At 42.5% G+C, this 26262-nt stretch carries 31 protein-coding genes and 1 tRNA gene; 6 read left to right on the forward strand and 26 right to left on the reverse strand.

What is annotated here, in order from left to right; all coding sequences use genetic code 11:
• Window positions 1–30: 30 nt before the first annotated feature.
• The 16 genes from smc to B9A22_RS09485 form a co-directional block, all read right to left on the reverse strand.
• A complete protein-coding gene (gene smc, locus B9A22_RS09410; protein ID WP_084575521.1) occupies window positions 31–3588 on the reverse strand; it encodes a chromosome segregation protein SMC in 3558 nt (1185 codons plus the stop codon).
• A gap of 129 nt (window positions 3589–3717) precedes the next feature.
• A complete protein-coding gene (locus B9A22_RS09415) occupies window positions 3718–3978 on the reverse strand; it encodes a stage V sporulation protein S (RefSeq protein ID WP_084575463.1) in 261 nt (86 codons plus the stop codon).
• 85 nt (window positions 3979–4063) lie between these two features.
• Entirely contained in the window at window positions 4064–5122 is a 1059-nt protein-coding gene (locus B9A22_RS09420) for an elongator complex protein 3 (RefSeq protein ID WP_084575464.1), read from the reverse strand.
• Window positions 5123–5169: 47 nt separating this feature from the next.
• A complete protein-coding gene (gene rnc / locus B9A22_RS09425; RefSeq protein WP_084575465.1) occupies window positions 5170–5904 on the reverse strand; it encodes a ribonuclease III in 735 nt (244 codons plus the stop codon).
• An 8-nt stretch (window positions 5905–5912) separates the two neighbouring features.
• A complete protein-coding gene (gene fabF, locus B9A22_RS09430; protein ID WP_084575466.1) occupies window positions 5913–7154 on the reverse strand; it encodes a beta-ketoacyl-ACP synthase II in 1242 nt (413 codons plus the stop codon).
• A 14-nt stretch (window positions 7155–7168) separates the two neighbouring features.
• Window positions 7169–8116, reverse strand: coding sequence for an NAD(P)H-dependent flavin oxidoreductase (locus B9A22_RS09435; protein WP_084575467.1), 948 nt, complete (start codon window positions 8114–8116; stop codon window positions 7169–7171).
• Window positions 8117–8260: 144 nt separating this feature from the next.
• A complete protein-coding gene (locus B9A22_RS09440) occupies window positions 8261–8497 on the reverse strand; it encodes an acyl carrier protein (protein WP_084575468.1) in 237 nt (78 codons plus the stop codon).
• A 42-nt stretch (window positions 8498–8539) separates the two neighbouring features.
• Window positions 8540–9283, reverse strand: coding sequence for a 3-oxoacyl-[acyl-carrier-protein] reductase (gene fabG, locus B9A22_RS09445; protein ID WP_084575469.1), 744 nt, complete (start codon window positions 9281–9283; stop codon window positions 8540–8542).
• Between the two features lies 1 nt (window position 9284).
• Window positions 9285–10229, reverse strand: coding sequence for an ACP S-malonyltransferase (gene fabD, locus B9A22_RS09450; protein ID WP_084575470.1), 945 nt, complete (start codon window positions 10227–10229; stop codon window positions 9285–9287).
• Window positions 10230–10404: 175 nt separating this feature from the next.
• Window positions 10405–11286, reverse strand: coding sequence for a DUF561 domain-containing protein (locus B9A22_RS09455; RefSeq protein WP_371361024.1), 882 nt, complete (start codon window positions 11284–11286; stop codon window positions 10405–10407).
• A gap of 49 nt (window positions 11287–11335) precedes the next feature.
• Window positions 11336–12352: a beta-ketoacyl-ACP synthase III gene (locus B9A22_RS09460; protein WP_084575472.1), complete on the reverse strand. Its 1017-nt coding sequence runs from the start codon at window positions 12350–12352 to the stop codon at window positions 11336–11338.
• Window positions 12345–13370, reverse strand: a complete 1026-nt coding sequence (plsX, locus tag B9A22_RS09465) for a phosphate acyltransferase PlsX (RefSeq protein ID WP_084575473.1) — start codon at window positions 13368–13370, stop codon at window positions 12345–12347. Before plsX ends, B9A22_RS09460 begins: the two co-directional genes overlap by 8 nt.
• Window positions 13371–13426: 56 nt before the next feature.
• Window positions 13427–13996 carry a transcription factor FapR gene (fapR, locus tag B9A22_RS09470; RefSeq protein ID WP_084575474.1) on the reverse strand — a complete coding sequence of 190 codons (570 nt, stop codon included), beginning with the start codon at window positions 13994–13996 and terminating at the stop codon, window positions 13427–13429.
• A gap of 140 nt (window positions 13997–14136) precedes the next feature.
• Window positions 14137–14313 carry a 50S ribosomal protein L32 gene (gene rpmF, locus B9A22_RS09475; RefSeq protein ID WP_084575475.1) on the reverse strand — a complete coding sequence of 59 codons (177 nt, stop codon included), beginning with the start codon at window positions 14311–14313 and terminating at the stop codon, window positions 14137–14139.
• A 42-nt stretch (window positions 14314–14355) separates the two neighbouring features.
• Window positions 14356–14871, reverse strand: coding sequence for a YceD family protein (locus B9A22_RS09480; protein WP_084575476.1), 516 nt, complete (start codon window positions 14869–14871; stop codon window positions 14356–14358).
• 109 nt (window positions 14872–14980) lie between these two features.
• Window positions 14981–16183, reverse strand: coding sequence for an acetate/propionate family kinase (locus tag B9A22_RS09485; RefSeq protein ID WP_084575477.1), 1203 nt, complete (start codon window positions 16181–16183; stop codon window positions 14981–14983).
• 193 nt (window positions 16184–16376) lie between these two features.
• Between B9A22_RS09485 and B9A22_RS09490 the strand changes: the two genes are divergently transcribed.
• Window positions 16377–17630, forward strand: a complete 1254-nt coding sequence (locus B9A22_RS09490; RefSeq protein WP_084575478.1) for a nucleotidyltransferase — start codon at window positions 16377–16379, stop codon at window positions 17628–17630.
• Here B9A22_RS09490 and B9A22_RS09495 read toward each other — a convergent pair.
• Entirely contained in the window at window positions 17566–18390 is an 825-nt protein-coding gene (locus B9A22_RS09495; RefSeq protein WP_084575479.1) for a patatin-like phospholipase family protein, read from the reverse strand. The two genes, B9A22_RS09490 and B9A22_RS09495, sit on opposite strands and share 65 nt — an antisense overlap.
• A gap of 116 nt (window positions 18391–18506) precedes the next feature.
• Between B9A22_RS09495 and ylbJ the strand changes: the two genes are divergently transcribed.
• A complete protein-coding gene (gene ylbJ, locus B9A22_RS09500; protein WP_084575480.1) occupies window positions 18507–19757 on the forward strand; it encodes a sporulation integral membrane protein YlbJ in 1251 nt (416 codons plus the stop codon).
• A 16-nt stretch (window positions 19758–19773) separates the two neighbouring features.
• Here ylbJ and B9A22_RS09505 read toward each other — a convergent pair whose 3' ends face one another.
• From B9A22_RS09505 to B9A22_RS09520, 4 genes are all read right to left on the reverse strand, one after another.
• Entirely contained in the window at window positions 19774–20235 is a 462-nt protein-coding gene (locus B9A22_RS09505; protein WP_084575481.1) for an ATP synthase subunit B family protein, read from the reverse strand.
• Window positions 20236–20264: 29 nt separating this feature from the next.
• Window positions 20265–20750, reverse strand: a complete 486-nt coding sequence (gene coaD, locus B9A22_RS09510; RefSeq protein WP_084575482.1) for a pantetheine-phosphate adenylyltransferase — start codon at window positions 20748–20750, stop codon at window positions 20265–20267.
• Window position 20751: 1 nt separating this feature from the next.
• Entirely contained in the window at window positions 20752–21363 is a 612-nt protein-coding gene (gene rsmD / locus B9A22_RS09515) for a 16S rRNA (guanine(966)-N(2))-methyltransferase RsmD (protein WP_084575483.1), read from the reverse strand.
• A 177-nt stretch (window positions 21364–21540) separates the two neighbouring features.
• Window positions 21541–22248 carry a C40 family peptidase gene (locus B9A22_RS09520; protein ID WP_176215456.1) on the reverse strand — a complete coding sequence of 236 codons (708 nt, stop codon included), beginning with the start codon at window positions 22246–22248 and terminating at the stop codon, window positions 21541–21543.
• A 167-nt stretch (window positions 22249–22415) separates the two neighbouring features.
• Here B9A22_RS09520 and B9A22_RS09525 point away from each other — a divergent pair.
• Window positions 22416–22492 (forward strand) — tRNA-Pro (locus B9A22_RS09525).
• 291 nt (window positions 22493–22783) lie between these two features.
• Here B9A22_RS09525 and B9A22_RS25360 read toward each other — a convergent pair.
• From B9A22_RS25360 to B9A22_RS25375, 5 genes are all read right to left on the reverse strand, one after another.
• Window positions 22784–22948, reverse strand: coding sequence for a hypothetical protein (locus B9A22_RS25360; protein ID WP_176215457.1), 165 nt, complete (start codon window positions 22946–22948; stop codon window positions 22784–22786).
• A 35-nt stretch (window positions 22949–22983) separates the two neighbouring features.
• Complete coding sequence (locus B9A22_RS25365) at window positions 22984–23163, reverse strand: hypothetical protein (protein ID WP_084575485.1); 180 nt, start codon at window positions 23161–23163, stop codon at window positions 22984–22986.
• Complete coding sequence (locus B9A22_RS25370) at window positions 23163–23330, reverse strand: hypothetical protein (RefSeq protein ID WP_176215458.1); 168 nt, start codon at window positions 23328–23330, stop codon at window positions 23163–23165. Before B9A22_RS25370 ends, B9A22_RS25365 begins: the two co-directional genes overlap by 1 nt.
• Window positions 23331–23493: 163 nt before the next feature.
• Window positions 23494–23985: a GNAT family N-acetyltransferase gene (locus tag B9A22_RS09540; RefSeq protein WP_217805916.1), complete on the reverse strand. Its 492-nt coding sequence runs from the start codon at window positions 23983–23985 to the stop codon at window positions 23494–23496.
• Window positions 23986–24084: 99 nt separating this feature from the next.
• Complete coding sequence (locus B9A22_RS25375; RefSeq protein WP_176215459.1) at window positions 24085–24246, reverse strand: hypothetical protein; 162 nt, start codon at window positions 24244–24246, stop codon at window positions 24085–24087.
• A 439-nt stretch (window positions 24247–24685) separates the two neighbouring features.
• On the opposite strand from B9A22_RS25375, the gene B9A22_RS25380 reads away from it, so the two are divergent.
• The 3 genes from B9A22_RS25380 to B9A22_RS09550 all read left to right on the forward strand — a co-directional run bounded on the left by B9A22_RS25380 (window position 24686) and on the right by B9A22_RS09550 (window position 26255).
• Entirely contained in the window at window positions 24686–24856 is a 171-nt protein-coding gene (locus B9A22_RS25380) for a hypothetical protein (RefSeq protein ID WP_176215460.1), read from the forward strand.
• Window positions 24857–25284: 428 nt separating this feature from the next.
• Complete coding sequence (locus B9A22_RS09545) at window positions 25285–25680, forward strand: helix-turn-helix domain-containing protein (protein ID WP_176215461.1); 396 nt, start codon at window positions 25285–25287, stop codon at window positions 25678–25680.
• 110 nt (window positions 25681–25790) lie between these two features.
• A complete protein-coding gene (locus B9A22_RS09550) occupies window positions 25791–26255 on the forward strand; it encodes a hypothetical protein (protein ID WP_084575488.1) in 465 nt (154 codons plus the stop codon).
• Window positions 26256–26262 lie beyond the last annotated feature (7 nt).

Below are 26262 nucleotides of genomic sequence, written 5' to 3' on the forward strand. Positions count from 1 at the left end.
TCCTCCAAACTGATATTAAAGACTTGTTTGTCATCCGGCTTTGTCCATAAACTTTACCGAAACCAGCCGGGATATTCCTGACTCTTCCATTGTTACGCCATGTAATACACCGGCAGCTTCCATAGTGCCTTTGCGGTGAGTAACTACAATAAACTGCGTATTTAGCGCATAATCCCGTAAAAATTCACTGAACCGCTGCACGTTGGCTTCATCAAGCGCTGCATCAATCTCATCAACCACACAAAACGGCGCTGGGCGGTAGGTTAAGATGGCAAATAAAAGCGCGATTACGGTAAGCGCTCGTTCGCCGCCTGATAAAAGTGCCAGATTTTGCATTTTCTTTCCTGGCGGCTGCACAATAATGTCTATGCCTGTTTCAAGAATATTACCAGGCTCGATGAGCACAAGTTCTGCCCGTCCACCGCCAAACAAGCGGACGAATACCTCGCCAAAGTATTGGCTTATGGCCCTAAACGCTGTGTTAAACTGGCGCGACATAGTATTATCAATATCTTTAATTACCGATGTCAAATAATCCTTAGCCCGCAATAAGTCACCAGTCTGCTCTTGCAAAAAATCATATCGTTCCTGAACCCTATTGTATTCATCTATAGCCGCCGGATTAATCGGTCCGAGTGCAGCAATCTGGCCTTCAGTGTGAGATATTGCTCGCAGTAATTGTTCAATACTCTCTTGCCGTTTTAGCGCACGTGCCTCCTCTATAGTCAGGGCTAGCTGCCCAGTGAGCTGCTCGTGGCAGTTGGCTGCTTCGTAACCATACTTGGCTACGAGAAGTTCTATTTCATGAAGGCGAGCTTGCACATCAGTGCCTTGACGACGTAATTCTTTTATCTCTTTATCTAATTTTTGCATATCAGCTAACAAATTCAGCTTTTCGGTATAATATACCTGCCGCGCTTCTTCTAACTGACATTTATCAAAAATCAGACTTTCCTTACAGCTTATAACTGAGACAAGTTCGGTTTGAGCCTGTCCAATCTCAGCCTGGATCTGATTTTTCTCAGTCTCAAGCCGGGAAAACTGCAGGCTCAGCGATGATTTACTCTGTTCATGTTGCTCACAGGCTAAACGAGTAGCTGCGACATCCTGGCTAGAGGCACTCAACTTAACTTTAACCTCAGTGATCTCTTCGCTCAAGGCTTGCTGCTCATACTTGATATTTTTAAGCTCGTTTTGCCAATCTGCCACCTTAGATTTATGACGAGTCTCCCTATTTTCAAAAATAATAATGGTAGCTTTACTGTCCTCAATTTTTTGCTGACACTCAAGAATCGCCTGCTGACATTCTTCCGTTTCGGTGCTTATTGTTTTGAGTCCCAGATCGCATCTTACAGCGTCGGTCCTAACCTTATCAAGATGTATTGTAAATTCTGCCTGACGAAGCTCTGCCTCTTTATAGCTGGATTCAAGAGAAGTAAGCTTAGAGTTCACCTCAGCAATTGCCACATGAATAGCTGCGCTTTCTTGCTCAAAATATGTCTGCTTTTCTCTTAAGCTTTCAAGAGTCAGTGTAAGTGTTTCAATTTCATTATTTCTAGCAATAAAGCTCGCTTCTTTGCGCCCTACACTGCCGCCTGTCAGTGACCCTCCCGGATTCACCAGTTCACCATCAAGGGTAACAATTCTAGCCGAAAATCCGCCGCTCCGTGCAATCTTTAACGCATCGTCAATTGTTTTAGCAAGAATTACGCGTCCTAACAGATACTCGACTACTGGCCGATACCGGTCATCAGAACTAACCACCTCGGCAGCAAACCCAAGTGCGCCTAACTGGCTAGCCGCCAGCAGCTCATTCTCTCGCGGTTTAGCTATCCGTATTGTATTTAAGGGCAAAAAAGTTGCCCTACCCAAATTTTGTGTTTTTAAAAATCCAATAGCCTGCTTAGCTGTCTGGTCCGTGTCAGTAACAATATGCTGCTGAGCACCACCAAGAGCTACCTCAATGGCATTGACGTATTTGTCTGGCACTGTTAATAGTTGAGCAACGGCACCGTAAATGCCATTACGCCAAGAATTCCGACTCTTTAATATGCCTTTTATGCCTCGGCCAAAACCTTCTAATTCATGCTGCATACTTACCAAAACATTTAACCTGGACGAAGTCTCATTTACATTGCTGGCAAGTTGCTGCTCATTCTCAGTCATTTTTTTTAAACTATGCTCTAACTGAGCCTTATCCTGTCGCAAAGACACAGTCTGTTTTTCTAACTCTTTTTGCTTGCTAACAAGACAATCAATATCATGTTGCAACTGAAGTTCCTTAATGCTAAGTTCATTCTGTTGATTTAAATAATTAGTATGTTCTTTGTCAAAATTATTCATTTTGGCCGCCAGAGTGGCTAAGTCACGTTCAAGCATACGCAAACTGTTACGCTCATTGACCGATTGCTGTAAATGGTCAAATGTCTGTTCCTGGCCAGTCTCTATTTGGTGCTCAATCTGTCTGATGCTGGCAAGCAGATGATCATTGCGGCTAGATTTCTCATTTACCATTTGATGGGTATTAAGTACTTGGCGTTGTTTAGCTTCCAAACTACTTTGCAGTTCAGCAATTTTCGCCTCTGCGGCCTCCTGTTCAACTACAAGCCGGACAACAGCATCATGAAGTCGTGCTTCAGCCTTAGACCCCTGCTCAATCCGTTCGCTCAGTATGCCCTTACGGCTATCTATGCGTTCAATCTCAGTTGAAAGTTCATTAATTTCTTTATCAGTACAAATAATCTTTTCATCAGCTTCAGCAATCCTCAGTGTCAGAGCATCTTTATCATTATCAACTGAAGCCAGTCGAGTATTAACTGCAATACTCCGGTCGGTTAGATGAGCTTGCTCCAAGCTAGCGCTCTCAACCAATTTTTCAGCCTTTTCTAGGCGTTCTAGCAGCACGGTGGCTTGACAGGCTGCCAATTCGGCACTTAACTTGTTAAATAGATCAGTCCGAGCAGCGCTTTCTTTTAACGGCTCAAGCTGGGTTTCAAGCTCGACAGTAATATCTTGAACCCTAGTAAGATTTTGTTCTGTATCATCTAGTTTACGCAACGCATCACGCTTACGCTGTTTATATTTACTTATGCCAGCTGCTTCTTCAAACAACAACCGGCGTTCCTCAGGCTTGCTGCTTAATATCTCGTCAACCTTATTCTGCCCAATTACGGTCATTGACTCACGGCCAAGCCCAGTGTCGGCTAACATATCATGGATATCCCTTAGCCGGCAGGCTGTCTTATTAATATAATATTCACTGTCCCCTGATCTAAATACACGTCTGGTAATTGTAACTTCGTTAAAATCTAACGGCAATTTCCCATCACTGTTATCAAAAACTAATGACACCTCAGCTACACCTAATTGCCGGCGGATAGCGCTTCCGGAAAATATGACATCCTCCATCTTAGCACCTCTTAAAGTACGAATACTTTGTTCACCGAGCGCCCAACGAATAGCATCAGAAATATTGCTTTTACCGCTGCCGTTCGGACCAACAATCGCCGTTATCCCTTGCCCAAACTCCAATTCGGTTTTTTCAGCAAATGATTTAAACCCATATGCCTCTAATCTGCGAAGTAACATAACAATCACCCTTACCTGCGTATTTAGGTCAATCAAAATTTTACCACGAGGAGTTTGGTAATACAAGTAATATAAAAAAGCCTGCAGCATATCATGCAAACAGGCTTCTTCACATCAAACTTTCATTCATTAACGGGGTTCGACGATAAATCTAATGGCGGTACGCTCTTCCCCGTCAATAGTAATCTCCGCAAAAGCTGGTATGCAAATCAAATCAATGCCATTGGGAGCGACAAAACCACGTGAAATCGCAATAGCCTTAATAGCCTGATTAACCGCCCCTGCACCTACTGCCTGTACCTCTGCGGTACCTCTTTCACGCAGAACTGCAGCCAGAGCGCCTGCTACGGACTTGGGATTTGATTGTGCAGATACTTTGAGCACTTCCATTTTTCGCTCTCCTCCTTTGAATTCAGGGCCTATGCTATAAAGGTATTCTGCGTATTTCCTAAAAATTCCTTCTTTTACATCATTTTTAAATTGAACTTATCATATTTTTGTTCATTAGATAGGCTTGCCCACCGTATCCAACCACCAGATTACCCTTTTTTATAGTAGCATCAGCGTATAGGCTAACCCTTAATAAGCGATAACATCGTTTAAGACTATTAATATTGCTATTGTATTGCCCTCGTATTTTAGAACAATCCTGTGGATGATGGCGAATAATGAGGTTTGTTGGAAATCGTATAGGATTTTTTTCAATAAATCCTGCCAACATTAAGTAGAAGATATGAGAATCTACAAGTTCACCAAAGGCTGGATGGTATGGTCCCGCAATCACTGTTTCTTTACTGTCAAGCTCTTCTGAAGCCTGTAAGCCGGTGCGAATAACATCGATACCCTGGCGTTGAAAAACTATTTTCATATAAGCCGAACGCACTACAGCCTGCGTTAAAGATAGCGGATGGTAAGCACCCTGCCTATAGCTTTCAGCAAGAGCAGTGCCGGCAATAACCACAGTTGGATAGATGCGAACAAAATCTGGTCTCAGCTTAACCGACTGTTGCACCGTCCTAATCAAACTTATCCAATCTTCCCCGGGGAGTCCAGGCATAAGCTGCAAACCACAGCGTAAACCAGTTTTTTTCAATATTGTAACAGCCTCAGCCACAACCTGACTATTATGGCCACGCGCTGCTCTAACAAGTACATTATCATCAAGCGACTGCACACCTAACTCAACAATGGTTACCCCCTGCTTACTCAAATTGTTGACAGTTTGGGCGTTGATACAGTCAGGCCTAGTAGAAAGGCGAATAGCGTGAATACGCCCACTCCGTAAACATTCAGTCGCTGGGGCCAGCAAATCGTTTTGAATACCTTCAGGCAATGAAGTAAAACTACCACCATAAAAAGCTACCTCTATGTGCCGTTTTTGATTAATTGCAGCCAATCTCTCATTAATAATTGCACCTACCTGCATCGCTGTAACAGGAGTTAGTTTGCCAGTTATTTTTTGTTGGTTACAAAATATGCATTGATGCTGACAACCCAGATGCGGAATAAATATCGGAATGATGTAATGTTTCATATTGCTCCTATATAGAAAGGACGGCCACCCGGCCGCCCTAGTTTAGATTACTCAGTTATTGTTCCAAGCTTTACCAGCGCCTGTTTAGCAGCCTGCTGTTCGGCTTCTTTTTTACTTTTTCCCCAACCGGATCCCATGCGTTCACCGTTAACTAGCACAGCTACTTCAAAAGATTTATCATGGTCAGGACCGCGCTCACTAATAACTTCGTAAGCAATTTTGCTGTCGTTATTCTTTTGTACGATTTCCTGCAGCCAGGTCTTATAGTCTTTAAAATAATCGCCGCTTTCGACCAGCGTCAATTCGGATTTAAGCTGTTTCAACACATATTTAGCGGCGCTTTTAAATCCTGCATCAAGATAAACAGCTCCAATAATGGATTCAAACGCATCTGCGAGGATTGATATCCGTTCACGGCCACCAGACAGCGCTTCCCCTTTACCTAGAAGAAGATATTCACCAATACCTAATTCCAATGACCTTTTTGCCAGCGTCTGTTCGCATACGACTTGCGCCCTTGCTTTAGTAAGTTCACCTTCGGGTAGATGGGGGCATTGACTAAATAAATAGGAACTGATAATCAAATCCAAAACCGCATCACCTAAAAATTCCAGGCGCTCGTTGTGCCTGACACTGGCGCCTTTGGTCTCATTGGCATATGAAGTATGGATGAGAGCCTGATGCAGCAGTTTATAATCGCTAAACGTCACTCCCAATGTTCGGCATAACTCGGCTAATGCCTGTAGGCGAGTACCATCCAGCAACCCTTTAGATTCTTTCATGTAGCAACTTACGCCTGGTACTTTTTCACCAGGATGGTTGCATTATGGCCGCCAAAACCAAACGAATTCGAAAGCGCCACATTAACAACTTGCTCCTGTGCTTTGTTAGGCACATAATCCAGGTCGAGTTCGGGATCTTGATTTTCCATATTAATAGTTGGTGGAATCACACCATTAACTATAGTAAGTACCGTGGCAATTGTTTCAATACCACCAGCTGCTCCTAGGAGGTGTCCAGTCATAGACTTTATTGAACTAACTTTAAGGTTTTTAGCATGCTCGCCAAACAATGATTTAATCGCCATTGTCTCATTTTTATCGTTAAGTGGTGTAGAAGTCCCGTGAGCGTTTATGTAGTCCACTGCGTTAGGCTCAATCCCACCATCTTTAAGAGCCATGGCCATACATTTAGCAGCTTGAGCACCTTCAGGAGCTGGAGCCGTGATATGATAGGCATCGGCATTAGAACCATAGCCGATAATCTCTGCATAAATTTTAGCGCCACGTGCTAACGCATGTTCAAGTGTTTCCATAATTACTATACCCGCACCTTCGCCCATAACAAAACCGCTACGATCTTTCTCAAAGGGACGTGAAGCTTTTTGTGGCTCGTCATTACGGGTAGACATCGCTTTCATTGCGCAGAAACCAGCTACAGCCGTCGGCGATATAGCAGCTTCAGTGCCGCCGGCAACCATAACATCAGCATCACCACGCTGGATAATTTTAAAAGCATCACCAATAGCATTAGTACCTGTTGCGCAGGCAGTAACTACACAGCTGCATGGTCCCTGCAAACCAAAAGTAATTGAAGTTTGGCCCGCAGGCATGTTGGCAATCATCATAGGTACAAAGAAGGGGCTAATCCGTCCTGGCCCTTTGTCAAATAAGGTTTTAAACTGGTCATGCAATGTGTCCATGCCGCCAATACCAGTACCAATCAAAGTCCCCATACGACTCCGGTCTTCTTGGTCAAAGTTAATACCGGAATCCTCGAATGCCATTTTTGCGGCAGCAATAGCAAACTGGGTGCACCGGTCCATCCGCTTAGCTTCTTTTTTATCAATATATTGGGTCGGGTCAAAGTCTTTTACTTCTCCGGCAATTTGTGTAGTATATTCGCTAGGGTCGAAGCGAGTAATGCGATCAATACCTGATTTCCCAGCAACCAAAGCTTGCCAAAAATTTTCGGTACCAATGCCGACAGGCGTAATCGCGCCTAAACCTGTTATTACGACTCGTTTTTTCAAAAAAGGTCACCTCACTAGTTTATTTCTTCAACTTCTTTAAGAAGCCGTGCAAAAATTTCTTTGACAGGCAATATTTCATCTATTTTATGAATATACTCGCCAGTAAATACCAATCCAGTATCAACATCCCCCTGCTGGGCCCGAATGAGTGCACTAATTATGCAAAAATTTTTCTCACAGTGTTTCAGGCAGGCCATACAGTTATCAGGACCATCGACAGTACATTCAAGGATTTTCTTTGCAAAAGGGTTTTTTATAGCACGCCCAGGTAGTCCTACCGGGCTCTTTATTAAGACCACATCTTCGGGTTTAGCCTTTAGATAAAATTCTTTTAAAGCCGGAGCGGCGTTAGACTCCACGCTAGCGGCAAACCTTGTGCCCATTTGTACGCCATCAGCCCCAAGTTTCATGACTTCAACAATATCCCGGCCTGACATTATTCCCCCGGCAGCAATAACAGGTATGTTGACAGCTTGTTTTATATCAGGAAAGAGCGTATGTAATGATTCATCAGTACCTAAGTGTCCCCCTGCTTCTTTGCCCTCAACAATAATTGCCGCAGCACCCAGCTTTTCCGAAATTTTAGCAGCTTTCACTGATGCCACAATAGGTACGATTGGAGTACCCGTTTTTTTCCCCATAGGGAATACATCGCGAGAAAACCCTGCTCCTGCTACTACCAAATCGATTCCTTCATCAATGGCAGTATCAACATAGCGTGCAAATTCTCTGGCCGCCACCATAATGTTTATACCAATTATTCCTTTGGTTAAGCTGCGCGCCAAACGAATTTCGTGGCGCAACTCATCAAAAGCCATGCCAGATGCTGCAATAAGTCCAATACCGCCAGCCTCAGCCACTGCTGCTGCCAAACGAGCAGTTGAAAGCCTTATCGCCATGCCCCCTTGGATAATAGGAATCTTAGCAACATGTTGGCCAATTTTAAGCTCCGGAAGTTTCAAGTAACAACTCCTCCAATCAATAACCCTACCATTAGCTACTTACCAACCATTACCTTTAAGAAAGTCCCGCGAAAAAAGTTTCCACGGGACTTTCTTCGTTTACCTAAGGTAATGTCATCATTCTGACGCCGGTAAAACGTTCAATTACGCTTGCTTTTCCTTGTCTATGTACTCCACAGCGTCTTTAACTGTTTTGATCTTTTCAGCTATTTCGTCCGGAATTTCGATACTGAATTCCTCTTCAAAGGCCATAATCAGTTCAACAATATCCAGTGAATCAGCGCCTAGATCGTCAATGAAAGTAGAATTCATAGCTACGTCTGCTTCATCAACGCCGAGCTGTTCAACCACGATTTCTTTAACCTTGTCAAAAGTTGTCATGATGGTATTCACCTCCTTCCAAGGAGTTTATTTAGCCATATATTACATTACCATACCACCGTCAACATTTAAAGTCTGTCCGGTAATATAATTTGCAGCATCTGTTGCCAAAAATACTGCGGCAGCGGCAACGTCTTCGGCCGTACCTAGCCGACTAAGCGGAATTTTTGTCGCTAAATCAGTTTTAACTTGGTCAGTCAAGCCATGGGTCATATCTGTAGCAATAAATCCAGGAGCAATCGCATTGACGGTTATTCCACGCGATGCTAATTCCCTGGCCATTGATTTGGTAAACCCGATGACACCAGCTTTAGCAGCAGCATAGTTTGCTTGTCCGGCATTACCCATAATACCAACAACTGAAGTCATATTGATTATTCTACCACTTCGTTGTTTCATCATAATTTTGGATACTGCCTTAGTGCAATAGAATATTCCTTTAAGGTTGGTATTCATTACTGCATCCCAATCCTCGTCCTTCATCCGCATTAACAAGGCATCACGAGTTATCCCCGCATTGTTGACCAGAATATCCACCCGGCCATAGGCCTCTATAGTTTGCTTAACCAAAGCATCTACTGCCTCAGCATTGGCAACATCGGCCTGAACAGTAATTGCTTGACCGCCATTGTCTGTTATAGCTTTGCGCACTTCTTCAGCCGCTGCAGCATTACCTGCATAATTGATTACGACTTTTGCCCCAACCTTTGCCAGAGCAATAGCTACTGCCCGACCAATCCCTCTGGATGCTCCGGTAACAATTGCCACATGTCCATCTAAATGCATTTTAGCGAACCTCCTTGAAATAATCAAGGATTTTTTCCAAGGATGCCGCATCTTCGATATTTAGTGTTTCCATCTCTTTAGCAATTTTTTTGGTGAATCCTGTTAGAACCTTACCAGGACCTACTTCAACAAATGTAGTTGCGCCAGAGCTTACAATTTGTGCTACACAATCTTCCCATAATACTGGACTAGCCGCCTGCTTCACCAGCAATTCTTTGATAGTTGCACCTTGAGTTACTTTTTGTCCGTTAACGTTTGCTACAACTGGAATTTCCGCATCTTTAACACTGATTTTATCAAGCTCATTACCCAGCCTTTGGGCTGCAGGCTGCATCAGTGTACTATGAAACGGGGCACTTACTGGCAATGAAATTGCACGTTTTGCACCTGCAGCTTTTAATAGCTCATTGGCTTTCTCAACAGCTTGGGTTTTGCCTGCAATAACAATTTGACCAGGACAATTGAAATTTACTGCCTGCACAACGCCGACTTCGGCTTCTACCTGCTGGCAGATTTCGACAACTTTAGCACGATCAAGTCCCATAATAGCTGCCATACTGCCTTCACCAAGCGGTACGGCATCCTGCATAAACTGGCCACGTTTCCTTACCAATTGAACAGCATCACCAAAAGATAGTGAGCCAGCGGCAACCAGCGCCGAATACTCCCCTAGACTGTGACCAGCCACAATATCTGGCTTAATGCCATGCTGCTTTAGTACCTCAAAACATGCAATGCTGACAGTCAAGATAGCCGGTTGAGTATTATACGTCTTCTTAAGTTCTTCTTCCGGACCATTAAAACACATATCGGTAATCGAAAAGCCGAGAGCTTCATCGGCTGATTTGAATACAGCCCGGACTGTGTCAAACTTTTCATACAGCTCTTTTCCCATGCCTACAGCTTGAGAACCCTGTCCCGGAAAAACAAATGCCAGTTTTCCCATTTCTTTCCCTCCTTATGCATTTATTGAATATTTATCCGATGACTAACCCGCTCTAAGACTCCCTCTTCTACAAGTGGAAGTTATACCCAAAGGGCACAGGCGAGCGGCTAAGTCCCTGGATAAGGGCGACTAACCTTCAGGTGGGGTTAAAACCCCATCTGAAGCTAAGTCTACTTTATATTTTATGAGTGAGTTCAGTAATCACTTTAGGAATGTTTTGCACTATATCCTGCATAATTTCATCAACCGGACGAACTGAGGTTATCATGCCAGCTACCTGACCAACCATCACTGAACCATAATCTACATCGCCGTCACGTACAGCCGCTTTCAGCTTGCCAGCACCTAACTGGTCAAGCTCTTCAATTGTCGCGCCGCTTTTTTCTAATTCAGCAAAATCGCGGGTCAATTTATTGGCAATAACTCTAACCGGATGTCCTGTTGATATACCGCTAACAACAGTAGAACGCTCTTTGGCTTTGACTATTGCAGCTTTGTAATTAGGATGAGCAGTACACTCAACTGAAGCTGCAAACAGTGTCCCAATTTGGACTCCCTGAGCGCCTAAAGCCATTGCAGCCACCACACCGCGGGCATCGCCAATGCCCCCAGCAGCAATAACTGGCACATTTACGGCATCAACAACCTGCGGCACCAGTGCCATTGTTGTGACTACCCCTACATGACCACCGCTTTCCATTCCCTCAGCAATAATAGCATCAATGCCGACGCGTTCTAAGCGTTTGGCCAGTGCTACAGATGCCACTACCGGAATAACTTTGGTACCAATAGCTTTTAATGCCGGAATATATTCACCAGGATTGCCTGCACCAGTGGTAACTACAGCTACTTTTTCATCAACAACCACCTGCATTACCTCTTTAACAAAAGGCGACATCAGCATAATATTGACACCAAATGGTTTGTCTGTCAATCTTTTAGCCTTGATGATTTCTGCCTTTAATGCGTCAGGCGGCATATGTCCAGCACCAATAAGTCCTAGACCACCAGCATTAGAAACGGCTGCAGCCAATTCTGCAGTAGCTACCCAAGCCATGCCCCCCTGCAAAATAGGATATTTAATATTTAGAAGCTGGCAGAGTTTGCTATTTAGCAATATTGTCGGCCCCCTTGCACCATTTAATAACTGCTGAGGCCCAAGTTAATCCAGCGCCAAAACCCACCAGAACTACGGTATCGCCCTGCTTTATCTTTCCGCTATGAACAGCTTCATCAAGAGCAATTGGAATAGATGCTGCTGAGGTATTTCCGTATTTATCAACATTAACCATAACCTTATCTAGCGGTAATTTAAGACGTTTAGCTGCCGATTGGATAATGCGAATATTTGCCTGGTGAGGAATCAGACAATCAACATCACCGGAATTAAGACCGGCATCTTCCAAAGCTTTAACCGCAGCCTCACCCATTACTTTAACAGCAAACTTAAACACGTCATTTCCATTCATATGAACAAAATGCATTTTTTGCGAAATTGTTTCAGCAGTTGCTGGATTGCGTGACCCCCCCGCAGGAAGTTTCAACAGATCTCCACCTGTGCCATCTGCGCCAAGACGAGCCGCTAAAATACCACAGCCGGGTTCTGTCTCGGCCAAAACCACCGCGCCTGCACCATCCCCAAATAGAACACAGGTATTACGATCGCTCCAATCGAGGATTTTTGATAGTGTCTCTGCACCGATAACCAAAATCTTTTTATACAAGCCAGCCTTAATAAACTGGCTACCGGTTACCATGCCGTAAACAAAACCCGAGCACCCTGCAGACAGATCAAAAGCTGCAGCATTAGTAGCCTTGATATTAGCCTGTACTAGACAGGCTACTGAAGGAAAAAGCATATCCGGCGTAGCGGTAGCAACAATGATAAGATCGATTTCTTCTGCCATTACCCCGGCGTCATCAAGTGCTCTCTGAGCCGCTCGACTGGCTAAATCAGAAGTTGCCATACCCGGCTCTGCTATCCGTCGTTCCCGAATACCAGTCCTCTCAACAATCCATTCGTCAGAGGTTTCTACTATGCTTTCTAAATCTTTATTAGTCATTATCTTTTCCGGCATATATGTACCGATGCCAATAATGCCTACTGCTTTGGTATTATTCATTGGTCACAACCCCCTCCTTTGCAATGTTTTCACGAATATGGGCAACAACATCTTGTTCGGTAAATTCTTTAGCAACCCTGATTGCGTTTTTTATCGCTTTGGCCCGAGAACTCCCATGACAGATGATAAAGCCACCGTTTACACCTAATAGAGGCGCTCCACCGTATTCTGCATAATCAAGTTTTTTCTTTAGTCCTCGCAAAGCGGGCAATACAAGCATTGAGGCCATTTTCGTCCAAAAGCCGCTGGTCTTAATTGATTCTTTAACCAGTTGCAAAATAGCACTGGCTAACCCTTCACCTAATTTTAAGACAATATTCCCTACAAAACCATCGCAGACAACAACATCAACTGTTCCCTTGGGAATATCGCGTCCTTCAACATTGCCAATAAAATTCACGGTATTAAGCTGCTTCAATAGTGGATAGGTAGCAAAAGCTTGTTCATTGCCTTTGCTTTCTTCCTCACCAATATTTAAAAGGCCTACTCTGGGCCTTGGAATATTAAGCACATATTCAGCATAAATAGCACCCATAATGGCATTTTGCACCAGATGTTTGGGTTTGCTATCAACATTAGCGCCTGAATCCAAAAGAACTGTTGTGCCTGTAAGATTTGGCATAGGTGTGGCAATAGCTGGCCTCTCAATACCCTTTATTCGTCCTAGACCTAATAATGCAGCAGCTACTGCTGCACCGGTACTACCAGCACATATTGCCACATCGCAACGACCTTGTTTAACCAAGCTAGTAGCGACAACCACTGATGCATCTTTTTTCTTCCGCACAGCAGCACCAGGTGATTCATGCATATCAATAACTTCGCTGGCGTGATGAACAGTAATATTGAAACTTTTCCAATTGCCATGACGGTCAAGCGATTGAGTAATCTGAGCTTGGTCGCCGACTAAAACAATCTCAAGATCTTCTTTGGTATACTCTTTGGCAGCTTGTAACGCGCCTAAAACAATCTCATCAGGCGCATAATCCCCGCCCATAGCATCAACGGCAACCTTCAATTCAATATCTCCCTTCACAAGAACCGACAGAATACAAGTACTTAATAGATTTTTTGTTATTTATGTAGCTCAACGTCAAGAGATACCATAATAAATTTGGCACGAAATACTTCCTGACTGTCATTCCTAGTTTTAACCCAAATAAAATATTTATTGCCTCTTTTTTTTATAACCTCAGCTTTAGCCACCAGTTTTTCACCTTCATGCACGGCAATCTTATACTTAATATTGGCTACCCCTGTTACAGCCATTGGGGCATCAATAATTGCCAGCGCCAAAGAATTAGCCTGGGCAAAGATGTAGTGTCCACGTGCTACTTTATTTTTCTCAAACACCATGTCAGGGGTAACAGCCATTAGAGATATCCCTGTTCTGCCCAATTCAAGATCAATCAGATCACCAACAACATCAGTACTGGAAATTGTCTTGAGTTTGTTCTGGGCTTCTTCGGCCATCTGCTTGGTACGTTCCCTGAGTTCAGGTATGCCAAGCTCCAGGCGATCAAGACGGATAGTCTGCACACTAACGCCCAAAAATGCCGCCAATTCCTCATCGGTGAAGAATGGTGTGCTTAATAGCTTCTCTTTTAACTGTTCCTGCCGTATTTTTTTTTGAATTCGCGCCATTACATCACCTAGTTTTATCAGTAAGTTATATTACCAATTGATAGTATTAATTATAGCTAGTTACTACCAAGATTGCAAGTAAAAAAAAGTGAGCAAGATAAAATTATAATTGCCTTTTATCTTGCTCACTCATTATTTTTTTATTCTGCTGCAACCACAACTTTACCATTATAATGACCACAATCTGGACACACACGGTGAGGCATTTTCTTTTCGTGACACTGGGGGCATTCTACCAAACCAGGAATAGTAAGTTTCCAATTAGCACGACGCTTGTCACGGCGAGCTTTAGACATTTTACGCTTAGGTACTGCCATTTTATTTCCACCTCCTTAACAAAATTGGCCAACCTGCATATCTCAGTCCTTGGACAAGAGTTTTTCCAAAACCGCAAGCCTCGGATCAGTTTTAGTCGAGTTGCAGCCGCAGGTATTTATGTTTAGGTTGACTCCGCACTGAGGGCATAACCCGCGACAGTTTTCACTGCAAACAGGGTTGATAGGCTCGGCCAACAAAATATTCTCACGGATTAAATCAGTAATATCAATTTCATCACCGCTAAAATAGTTGAGTTCCTGAACCAAAGCTTCGCTTGATTTTTCAAAATCAGCTTCTCTATACTCTTCACTGAACGGAACAGTAAGTATGGTAACCATGTCTTCCAGGCATCGACTGCAAGATTGATTCATTGTAGCATGGATTTTTCCAGCTATTTCATAAATCATTCCCTTGTTTATAACGCAGCCTTCAACCATCATACTATCAGCCCAAATTGCCTGATTATCAAGACCAAGCTCTCGGGCTGAAGCTTCAAAGGAAAAGGGCTGATTACTTCCAAGCTCTTTCCTTAAGTGGGTTATGTTAATTTTCATCATTTTCCACCAACCTTCATCTATTATAGCTACCCACCAGAAGTTTGTCAAGGCAATAAGAAAAGCAGGGAACTAAGTGTTCCCTGCCTATCATGCGATGGTTGTGTGTCAGTTATGCAAGGTTGCCGCAAATTGCTTTAGTATCGCGGGCGATAACAAGTTCTTCATTTGTCGGGATGACAAAAATCTTAACTTTAGCGCCGTCCACGCTGATTTCCTGCGCTTTGCCGCGAACATTATTTTTGACAGGGTCAATTCGAGTACCAAGGTATTCAAGACCATTGGAGATTTTGTCGCGCATGCTGATAGAGTTTTCGCCAAGGCCAGCAGTAAATACGATAGCATCAACGCCCCCCATAGCAGCAACATAGGAGCCGATAAATTTGCGCACTCTGTAGGCAAACATCTCAAGCGCCAATTCGGAACGTTCGTTACCCGAGTTCGCAGCTTCCTCAATATCGCGGAAATCGCTGGATACGCCGGAAACACCAAGTACGCCTGATTTTTTGTTCAGATAGTTGTCAACCTGGTCAGCATTCATATTTTCTTTCTTCATCAAGAAAGGAACAATGGCGGGGTCAATACCACCAGAGCGAGTACCCATTACAAGACCTTCAAGCGGGGTAAAGCCCATACTGGTATCAATGCATTTTCCATGTTTTACAGCCGCGATGCTGGCTCCGTTACCTAAGTGGCAAGTAATAATGCGAAGATTTGTCATATGTTCTCCCATAAGTTCAGCAACCTGCTGAGAAACATATTTATGGGAAGTGCCATGGAAACCATAGCGTCTGACACCGTATTTTTCATACGCTTCATAAGGAAGCGCATAAAGGAAGGCATGTTTGGGCATTGTTTGATGGAAAGCAGTGTCAAAAACACCTACTTGGGGAATACCAGGCATAATTTCAGCACATGCGTTTATGCCCATGATATTAGGCGGATTATGTAGCGGAGCCATTTCAATGCAATCTTCCAAAGCCTTCATAACAGCTGGAGTAATCAACACCGAGTCGGCAAACTTCTCGCCGCCATGTACAACTCTGTGACCAACAGCTGCAATTTCTGTCATGCTGGTGATTACGCCATGCTGGGAATCCGTAAGGGCATCAATAACAAGTTTAATTCCAATGCTATGATTGCTAATATCGGCATTAATAATTACTTTGTCTTTGCCCTCTGGCTGATGGGTTAACACAGAACCGTCCAAACCAATACGCTCGACCAACCCTTTTGCTAGAACGGACTCATCGTTCATATTGACCAGTTGATACTTAATTGAGGAGCTTCCACAGTTGACCACCAAAACTTTCACAAAAAAATCCCCCTTTTAAACTTTTTGAATATGTATTGGCGTGGCAAAACCACTAATCCAATATGCGAACTTATTCACTAACATTTTCTATGATTTCGACACCTGACTTGTTTTCCCTTCATCTTGCAAAGTTATTTAATAAAAAATTTCACAAATAGCAAAATTAATGTAAAATAGTCATGGGTGAAGTGTAATGAACGTAGTTGGCATGATCGTTGAATACAATCCTTTTCATAATGGCCACTTATGGCATTTAAATGAAGCACGGCGAATTTCCGGGGCACAATTTGCTATCGGCATTATGAGCGGCAATTTTTTGCAGCGCGGTGAACCGGCCATGATTAATAAATGGTCTCGGGCCGCTATGGCGGTTAAAGCTGGTGTCGATTTGGTAATTGAACTTCCAGTTGTCTTTAGCGTGCGTAGCGCTCAATACTTTGCGACTGGCGGCGTCCAGTTGCTTGGACGTTTAGGCATAGTTAGTCATATCTGTTTTGGTGCCGAAACAGCAGATCTATCCCTACTCATACCCCTGGCAAAGGCGTTATCAGAAAACGATATCGTGAACACATTGCGCAAAAAAATGAAAACTGGCCAGACATATGCCGCCAGCTTAGCCTTGACACTGTCAGATAGTTTGGGTATTGACCCAGGCATCATACAATCCCCCAATAACATCTTGGCTATTGAGTATTTGCGCGCAATTAATACTTATACACCACACCTTACGCCCCTGCCCATCAAGCGACTGTCATCTAATTACCATGACAATGTTATTACCTCAAATATCGCCAGCGCTACTGCTATTAGGGCATCAATTGCAGAAAATAGGATACTGCCTCCTGACAGTATCGGCTGGAAGACAGTCCCTCCGGCTTGCGCTGAACAGATTAATACTCTTATTACAACAGGTCAAGCTCCCGTAACACTAGATGCCTTTAGTAATATTATCTTGGCAAAACTCAGGACTATGCACCTGGATGAATTAGCAGCTTTACCTGACGTAACAGAGGGGCTCCACTATAAAATAAGCGATGCCGCACTTAAAGCAGTCACCCTGCAAGAATTATTATCACTTATAAAAAGCAAACGTTATCCATTAACCCGCTTGCAAAGGATTATAGTTCACGCACTTTTAGGAACAACAAAAAACAAGATGCATCGCTTCGACCAATCTGGCCCGTTATACGCCCGTATACTGGCCTTTAACAACAATGGCCGCCAATTACTAAGAGAATTGGGCAAACACAGCACAATACCGGTAATAACTAAAACATCTCATTATCTCAACAGTAAACAGAAACAATGTGATGCGCTACCGCTTTTCCAGGACATGCTGGCATATGATATTACCGCAACAGATCTCTATGCACTCGGATACCCTAACCACCAATGGAGAAAAGGCGGTCAGGATTATCAGACTTCTCCTCGCTACATTGCTGACTAGCCAAAAGCTTTTTGATTTCAGGAATAACTGCCTCGGCGGCGATTTCTCCAGCTAAAGCACATTCGTCCATCATTTCAAAAGAACTAGGAGATATATTGCCAACATCGGGTTGAATAAGAAAGTCACAGTGGTGTTGGCGGTGTTTACATAGCTCTCTTTCCATAATGTCAATTGATTGAATAATGACATCAAATATGTTTCTAACACTCCCTACCGTTCCTGCATGGGCCAAATCAACAGCAATAACTATGTCCGCCCCCATGTTCCGGGCGGTATCAATTGGCGTAGGGTTTAGAACTGCGCCATCGACAAATAGCCTATCATCTATAGCAAAAGGAATAAAAACTCCTGGTACAGAGATACTGGCACGAACAGCCTTAGCCACGTCGCCCTCAGTAAAAACTACCTCCCTCCCAGTGCTTAATTCAGTTGCAACTACAGCCAATGGTAATTTAAGCTGTTCAAACGTCTTTTGTCTCGTTAAAAGGCGGATGGTCGCCAAAGCCCGCTCACCCGAAACAATTCCCATTTGCGGAATGACGAAATCCAACCAATGCCGTTTTTTCAGATTCTTGGCCAGTTTGAGCATGGTTTCAGAATCAAGCCCAGCAGCATAAAGCGCACCAATAAGACTGCCAATGCTGCAACCAGCAATACAGTCTACTGGGATGCTGTATTTTTCCAATACTTTGAGAACCCCAATATGGGCGATCCCCCGTAAACCGCCTGAACCTAGAGCCAAACCTACTTTAGGCCGCACCGGCTATCCCTCCAATACAAACTAGTCGTATTTGAAAACCGCATTTTAGTTATATTACCTCTGCCCTATCAATATATATATTATCAAACCGCACGGCTTGGAGGAGGAGATTATATATGCGGATTTGGGGCAGCGGCAGGCGTTATCGTTCACGGCTATTGGCATATTGTATGGCCTTTTGTACGATATTTATAACTGTTGCTATGGTAACATATCCGAAAGATGCTTTTGATTCAGCTATTATGGGTCTAAATTTATGGTGGAATGTTGTTTTCCCCGCACTGCTGCCTTTTTTTATTTTATCAGAGATCCTTATGGGAATCGGTGTCGTTCATTTCATCGGTGTTTTGCTTGAACCGTTAATGAGGCCTATATTTAACGTTCCTGGTGTAGGGGCTTTTGCCATGTCTATGGGGCTTGCGTCTGGATACCCAATGGATGCCGTAATAACCTGTAAGTTTCGAAAAAACCAATTGTGCACAGCAGTAGAGGCCGAACGGCTCTTGTCTTTTACCAATACTGCTGATCCGCTGTTTATGTTCGGAGCGGTAGCTGTGGGTATGTTTGGTATGCCTGAATTGGGAGCAACGATCGCATTGGCCCATTATTTATCAAGTTTTCTTGTGGGAATTGTTTTTAGGTTCCATGGACGAAATCGTGATAGTTATACCCAAGATAGTCCTGTAGCCAGCGGCAATATTATTATTCGCGCCTTTCGCGCCTTATATAGCGCAAGGCAGGAAGATAAACGCGCGATTGGTCAGTTATTAGGCGATTCTGTTAAGTCATCTATGAATACCATTATGCTCATTGGCGGCTTTATTATTGTATTTTCTGTGTTTATTCGCATCATGACAGTAGTTGGTATTACCGATATATTAACCGGCCTATTTACGGCACTGCTAAGCTTAATTGGTTATAGCACTAGCTTAGCGCCATCGTTAGTGAGCGGCTTACTGGAGATTGACTTGGGCACACTAGCTGTCAGCCAGACCGATGCTCCGCTTATACAAAAGGTTGCTGTTGCCAGTGCAATTATTGCTTGGAGCGGTCTTTCCGTTCACGGCCAAGTAGCCAGTATTGTTATCGAATCAGGTATCAGGATGACGCCATATATAGTTGGCCGACTGCTGCACGCTGTGCTTGCTGCAATAATTACGGTACTGCTCCTCGGGCCAGGCCAGGCAATCACCAAGCTATTGGTAATTCCCGTTTCCATGAGCGTAGCTCAGACCAACAGCTGGAGCCTATGGCTGACCAGAGTTGAACAGACCAGTTATCAGGTTGGGGTATTACTTGGCATTATGTTGGTACTATCAATTTCTTTTCATTTGGCCAGAGGCATATATGGCTATGTAAAAAGATAAGGAGCTTAGCTCCTTATTATTTTCCTTGACCGTTTTTATTTTGCTGCAGTTCCCGGTGTCCTTGGCGAACTACGTCCAGAGTCTTCTCCAGATGGGCGGCAATATGTTTAAATACTTCATCAGCATAGACAACAGCATCTTCCTGCAAATCTCTGGCAGTTTTACGGGACTGCGCAACAAGTTCATTTGCCTGTTCCTGAGCCTGCTTATTAATAATATTTTCATCAGTTAACTTAATAACATAGGCCTTTGCTTGCTCAACAATGTTTTGTGCTTCTCTTTGCGCCTCATCAAAAATGCGCTGCCGCGCGGCAATAATCTGTTTAGCTTCATCAAGTTCTTTAGGCAACCGCTCCCGAAATTCATCGAGAAATTTAGCCAAATCATCTTCCTCAACTACCCGTTTGTTGGTAAATGGCACGCGTGCTGCCTCCACCAGCATATTTTCCATATCATCTAATAGTTTTTCAATACTCATAACCTTCTCCCTTCCCATTTAAACAAAGTCTAGCTCTTTTCGCGAATTCTTTTTATAATCTTTTCCTCTAAGCACTCAGGAACCAGTCCGCTAATCGTGCCGCCAAACTTGGCTAGCTCTTTAATGCCGCTTGAACTAATGAATGAATATTCGCTACTTGTCATCATAAAAATTGTTTCCATAGCCGGGTCGATCTTTTTTATGAGCAACGCTCGTTGAAACTCATATTCAAAGTCACTCAACGCTCTCAGCCCACGAACAATAAAGGTGCTGTTCTGCCTCCGCACATAGTCATTTAGAAGACCGGAAAAACTGTCAACTTTAATATTCGGAATATCTTTCGTTGCCTGATTTAGCATTTCAACCCGTTCCTGCATAGTAAATAAAGGGGTTTTGTTAGGATTATGGAAAACGGCGACAATGAGCAAATCAAACATTTTACTAGCCCGTGAAAATATATCCAAGTGTCCGTTAGTAACCGGATCAAAACTGCCAGGGCAAACCCCTATCCGCATTTTAATTGCCTCCTATTGCCAAAGTAGTCGTCCCGCGTATGGGTTGCAAAAAAAAAGTCACAAGTGTTTCTCCATACTGTTCGGTTCGGATCATCTGCAAATTTTGCCACTGAGTGTTTATCGATTCATGTTTAGAGTGTTCAACAACAATGAGTCCCTCATCTTCCGCAACGATACTTGTATCAAATTTCAGTAGTATAACATTGACCATTCTCTGGTTATAAGGAGGGTCAACAAATATAAGCGAGAACGTCCGCCCTGAATGACCTAGCTTGTCAAGCATTTTAATCGAGTCCCCACGCTGGACTTCCGCCCGTTCGCCTAACCTAGCACTATTAATATTGTCTTTTATGACTGCAAGACTTACAAGACTATGATCAATAAACAGCGCATGTGCCGCACCACGGCTTAGCGCCTCTAATCCCAAATTGCCTGTACCGGCAAACAAATCTAACACTTTTGCCCCAGTGAGCACACGTCCACCACCAGGCAATGTTAAATTTTCAAGAATACTGAACATCGACTCTTTAACCCGGTCTGCAGTAGGACGCACGTCAAGACCCTTAGGCGTTTTAAGCTTGGTTCCCTTGGCAATGCCAGTTATAATCCGCATAATCTACCTCGAATTGTAGCCAAATTTCTGTTTAACATAAATATTTTAGCACATTTGAACAACAGTAGCACTTTTTGTAAAAAAATAATTTTTGTTTAATTTTTATATTATTCCCACCTTATCATCAACCAAACAAAAAACAACCGGCTAGCCGGTTATTTTTTTATTTTTATTTCTTTATCTGACAACACGGAAAGCTCCTAAAAACCTTGCTTGATAATATGCTTTCGACATTGCTGTTAATGTTACCTCCCCGGCACCTGAACTTGCATGAACAAACTGTCCGTTTCCTACATAGATGCCTACATGTGAAGGTCCGGGAGCGTAGGTACTATAAAAAACTAAATCTCCTGGCTCAATATCAGCTAGCGGTATACGACGTCCGGCATCATACTGCTCATCAGCAACTCGTGGTAAAGCAATGCCATACCGTTCATAGACATAGTGGATAAATCCAGAGCAGTCAAATCCACCTGCACCTGAGCCACCCCATACATATGGTACACCCAAATATGATTGAGCAAAACCAGCGATCTGTTGCCCAATTCTTCTATCAGATTTACTGCGACTTAATTCAGTATTACCGGAATAACTGCGAAGCGCCTGCCATGTTCCAGGCCCAACAATACCGTCATCCTCAATTCCGACAGCCTTCTGAAATTCGCTAACAGCGGATTTAGTGTAAAAACCAAAATTTCCATCAATACCATATTGATAAAACCCATGCTTCTTAAGTTCTGTCTGCAAAGCGTAAACCGCTTCACTCTTTTCTCCTTGTTTTAGCACAGGCATATCTTCTCCTGAAGCAAACGCAAGGCTATTTGAGCCTAATATCAGAAAAAATGTGCAAATAACTGCAAATAGAGTAATTTTAACTACTTTCAAACACATACCTCCAGATATTTCTGTTTTTCTTTCTATATTTCTACATTTCCAGTAAAATCCCTGTAGGACTAAAGACTCATTATAGCTATATAGAAAGTTCATTAGGGAACCACGCTCTTCAATGTTGACAATATCGTTATGGATGTGTATACTTAGTAAATGTGAGACGGGGCGTAGCGCAGTTTGGTAGCGCGCTTGGTTCGGGACCAAGAGGCCGCAGGTTCGAATCCTGTCGCCCCGACCAGAAACACTAGTAATAATAGGCATCCTAAGTCTTGATAAATAGGAAAAACACTATATTGGTAGTAAACTTCTTCTGCGTCTTACAGCCCTCTTATTGTAAAAATAAGAGGGCTACATTTTGGTGTATCTTATGTTCCTTCCTATATATATGTGTCATTCGACAAAGCAATTGACTGCTTTTTTCAGCCGCGTCTACTGTATGACCGTCTGCGCTTAGTTAAACTAAACATAGAGTTTCTACTTATCACCTTTGTTAACGCCACCCAATCAGGGCGGCGTTATTTTATATCTTTTAACAGATGACTATAGCAATCAGTACAACCAGTGCAATCATAGCTACAACTCCTAGCCATACTTGGTATTGCTCAAAATTGTGGAAAGCAGCGAACCCGTCTACAACACTGTTAGCTTTACGGCCGACATCATCAATCGTATTCTTTATTTTTCCTATATCCATATTAAAAACCTCCATTTTATGTTATTTTATTATATTCACTTAACTGTTTTGCTGATACCAAATTGCATTTCCTCGAATTTAATAACCGCCGCCACCTTTAACAGCACCCGATAAAAACCGCAAATCTCAACGTTCGCAGCTATACCCAGTCCCGTACTACCATTATGTTGTCCTCTTTTGCTAAAAGAAAAGAGCCCTGCTTGTGGGCTCTGCACTACTTGATATTTATGATTGCTTTATCTCTTGCAAACGAGATATAGCTATGCAAGTGATCAATCAGTTCAATACTGTCTTGGTCATTTAACTGTTCAATGGGTATGTCCCCCATTACATGACGTATCCATGCGTCCACTTCTCTAGTTGCGTAACCTAAGTGTACCATTTGATCTCTTAATGAATAAATCTCGTCAACCATCTAATCACCCTATAAAATTATTTTAATCTTAATTCGTCATTACTTAACAGACATCCTTAAGATAAAAGAACTATTTTTTATAGGTAAAAGGTCCTGTTTTAAGATAAGAGAAAAGAACCTCGTGGTTGTTTTATTGATCAAACCATTGATACATTACATAAGCATCTACCAATCCTTTTTCCCTGTGATTATAAGCATTATGTAATGTACCAACTATGTTAAAACCGCATTTCTTCCAAAGTTCAACGGCTACTTGATTAGTAGCTACTACAAAATTATATTGCATTCCCTTAAATCCAAATGTCCTTGCTTCTTTTAGGGAATGTTCACACATAGCTCTGCCTATACCTTCTCCGCGTAAATTTGAACCAATGATATACCCAGCGTTGCAGATATGTGAACCTAAACCTGGTTGATTTGGCTTTATGAAATATGTACCCACAATCTGGTCGTTTTTTATTGCTACATATGTAGCCAAGGGAATCTCCATCCATATACCGAATCCCTCTTCCTTAGAAGTGTTAGGTGAAAAAACATACGTATCCCCAGTTAAAAAGGCATCATGTATGATAGGCCAAATTTCTTCAAAGTCTAGGTCTGTTGCCCGCCTTATCTTAATCATTTATAACAGCCCCCATAAAATCATACTCTTAATTCGTTCGAAACTCCGTATCCCCTTACTAATTCTACATTCTTCGGCAAAAGGAAGTACTTACCTATACTATTTATCTATATCTACTCCAAGTTTTCTTTTTGAAAACTCTTTAAAAAATTCTTCGGAAATAGCCATTTGTTTGGCATCTCTAACAAGTTGGATTCGTTTTCCCATATCTGAGCATGTACAGTCAAAGGGCATATCTTTATCACAAATCATACATTTCATTATACCAACCCCCTTAAGGGGTTAATTCTATAAAAAAATAACAATTCCCTTTTTAGGAATAGCTGTCAAGTTAAAGAATATTTAAACCTACTAAGCACCCCCAAGACGGTGCAATCAGCTCTCGTCGTCTTTTTCGCAAGAAAAGGGAGCGCGTCCCAAATATATATCTGAATATTGAAAAAATAACAATTATTGTATAATAAGGGTAACAGAATTAGTTAAATGAGGAGGTGCAAGCAATGATTACTGGGATAGCAATAACGTTGCTAGTCTTCGTTATTTTCCTAACTCTAGTGATCACAGTTGAAACTTATTTTGAGAAAAATTTATCTTTTTTTACATCTTTTTGGCATCCACATCGAAAGTCAGCGCCCGATCATCGTCGTTAGTTTCATTTAATCTTCTGATCCGGGGAAACTAATTCTAGGGAGGTGATTTAATGCGCAAAAAAACTGAGATGGAATCGTATATGAGTGAATACGCCATGAGTGCTGGTGATAATGGGTTAACCCGCGAACACATCAACAAGTCCCTTATTTCAGAGGCTATGACCAATGAGCAAAAACATCGAGAAGCATTCGAAGAGTTTCTTAAAGATATGGCGGATTAATTACACTCCATTGATTTCACTATAATTTTACTGGAGTGCGCAACTCCCTAGGCCAGAGCGACTGTATTAAGCAGAGCTCTGGCTTTTTACGTTTACTCCCATTCCCATAGCCGCTGCCTCCTATGGCTTGGTCTCCTTATCGTATATATTCTAGTTATCAACTAGAACATAAACTAGCTTGATTTAGCAAGGAGTGATATTTTACGCAATAACTTAATTCGGTGGTTAATGTTAATAGTATACTTTCAGGTTGAAAATTCAACCATTTAGCATCCAGGAAAGTCGGCTATTTCTTTAACTAATTCACAAAGAAGCTGCTTTTCCGCTCTTTCCCTTGCAAAATCTGCTTGTTTTTTGAAACCTTTTATTTGACGTAGAAAGTAAATTAAAAGTTTACTATACTATTAATAGATTGGTAGGTGATGTCTATGGAGAAACTCGGCAATAAAAGCTTTGCAACACGAATTAAAGCATTTCGTGAAGAAAAGGGAATAAGCCAAGAAGACCTTGCTTCAATGTTTGGATATAAGAAGCAAGCAGTCTCCCACTGGGAAAACAATGGAAAAGTCCCCCGTACAAACGTGCTTGAAAAGTTAGCAGGATACTTTAATACTAGCAGTGACTATTTACTTGGTTTTACTGACGATCCCACTCCAAGAACCAACGCTACAGAACAAAAAAAGCCCAAGGACTTATTAAAAATCATTGAGCAGGAAGACTACACCCTCAACGGCCAAATTGCCACGCAAGAAGATCGACAACGCCTAAAAAAACTTGTCGAAGTTATGTATTGGGATGCAAAATCCCAATACAAACGCAAGTAGGTAGATATTATACGCAGCAATAGTCACAGCAATATACGCGGCAATTAGGTAAGCCGTGTTTTATTTGTAGAATTTTGTCGAACATACGTTTTATTTAAGGAGGCTTCGATGTGTTTAATTTTATCAAAAAGTTATTTGCTAGACCTACTCGCCCTGATGCACCAAAGAAACAACTCCAACAACCCATAACTTCTTTCGATGACGGAGCTGATCATCAATCAACAGATGCTGTATGGGGTCAAGTTTGGTTGGAGGCACTGAGCATCGATGAGCGATTTATTAATATCGATAGCGGTATTTTGTTAGATATTGAACAGCGCATAAAAAAAGGAATAATCGAAGGAACCGGTTCTCGACAAATGGCTGCAGAATTACGGCCGACTTTTGAAAGTATTGGGCTAACTAGAAAAGATGCTTTAAATCTAGCAACTACTGCGACAAATCTTGTCTATGAGAAAAAGCAAGCTTGCCTTGTCGCTAATTTCGCACATAAAGATGAATCGGTAGAGACATCTGCGGAATTCGTTAAACGTGCGAGAAAAGAATATGTGAAGAAAGCAAGATGTTTCAAATGAAATCATA

Source organism: Sporomusa malonica (assembly GCF_900176355.1).
In the GTDB taxonomy this organism is placed as follows: Bacteria; Bacillota; Negativicutes; order Sporomusales; family Sporomusaceae; genus Sporomusa; species Sporomusa malonica.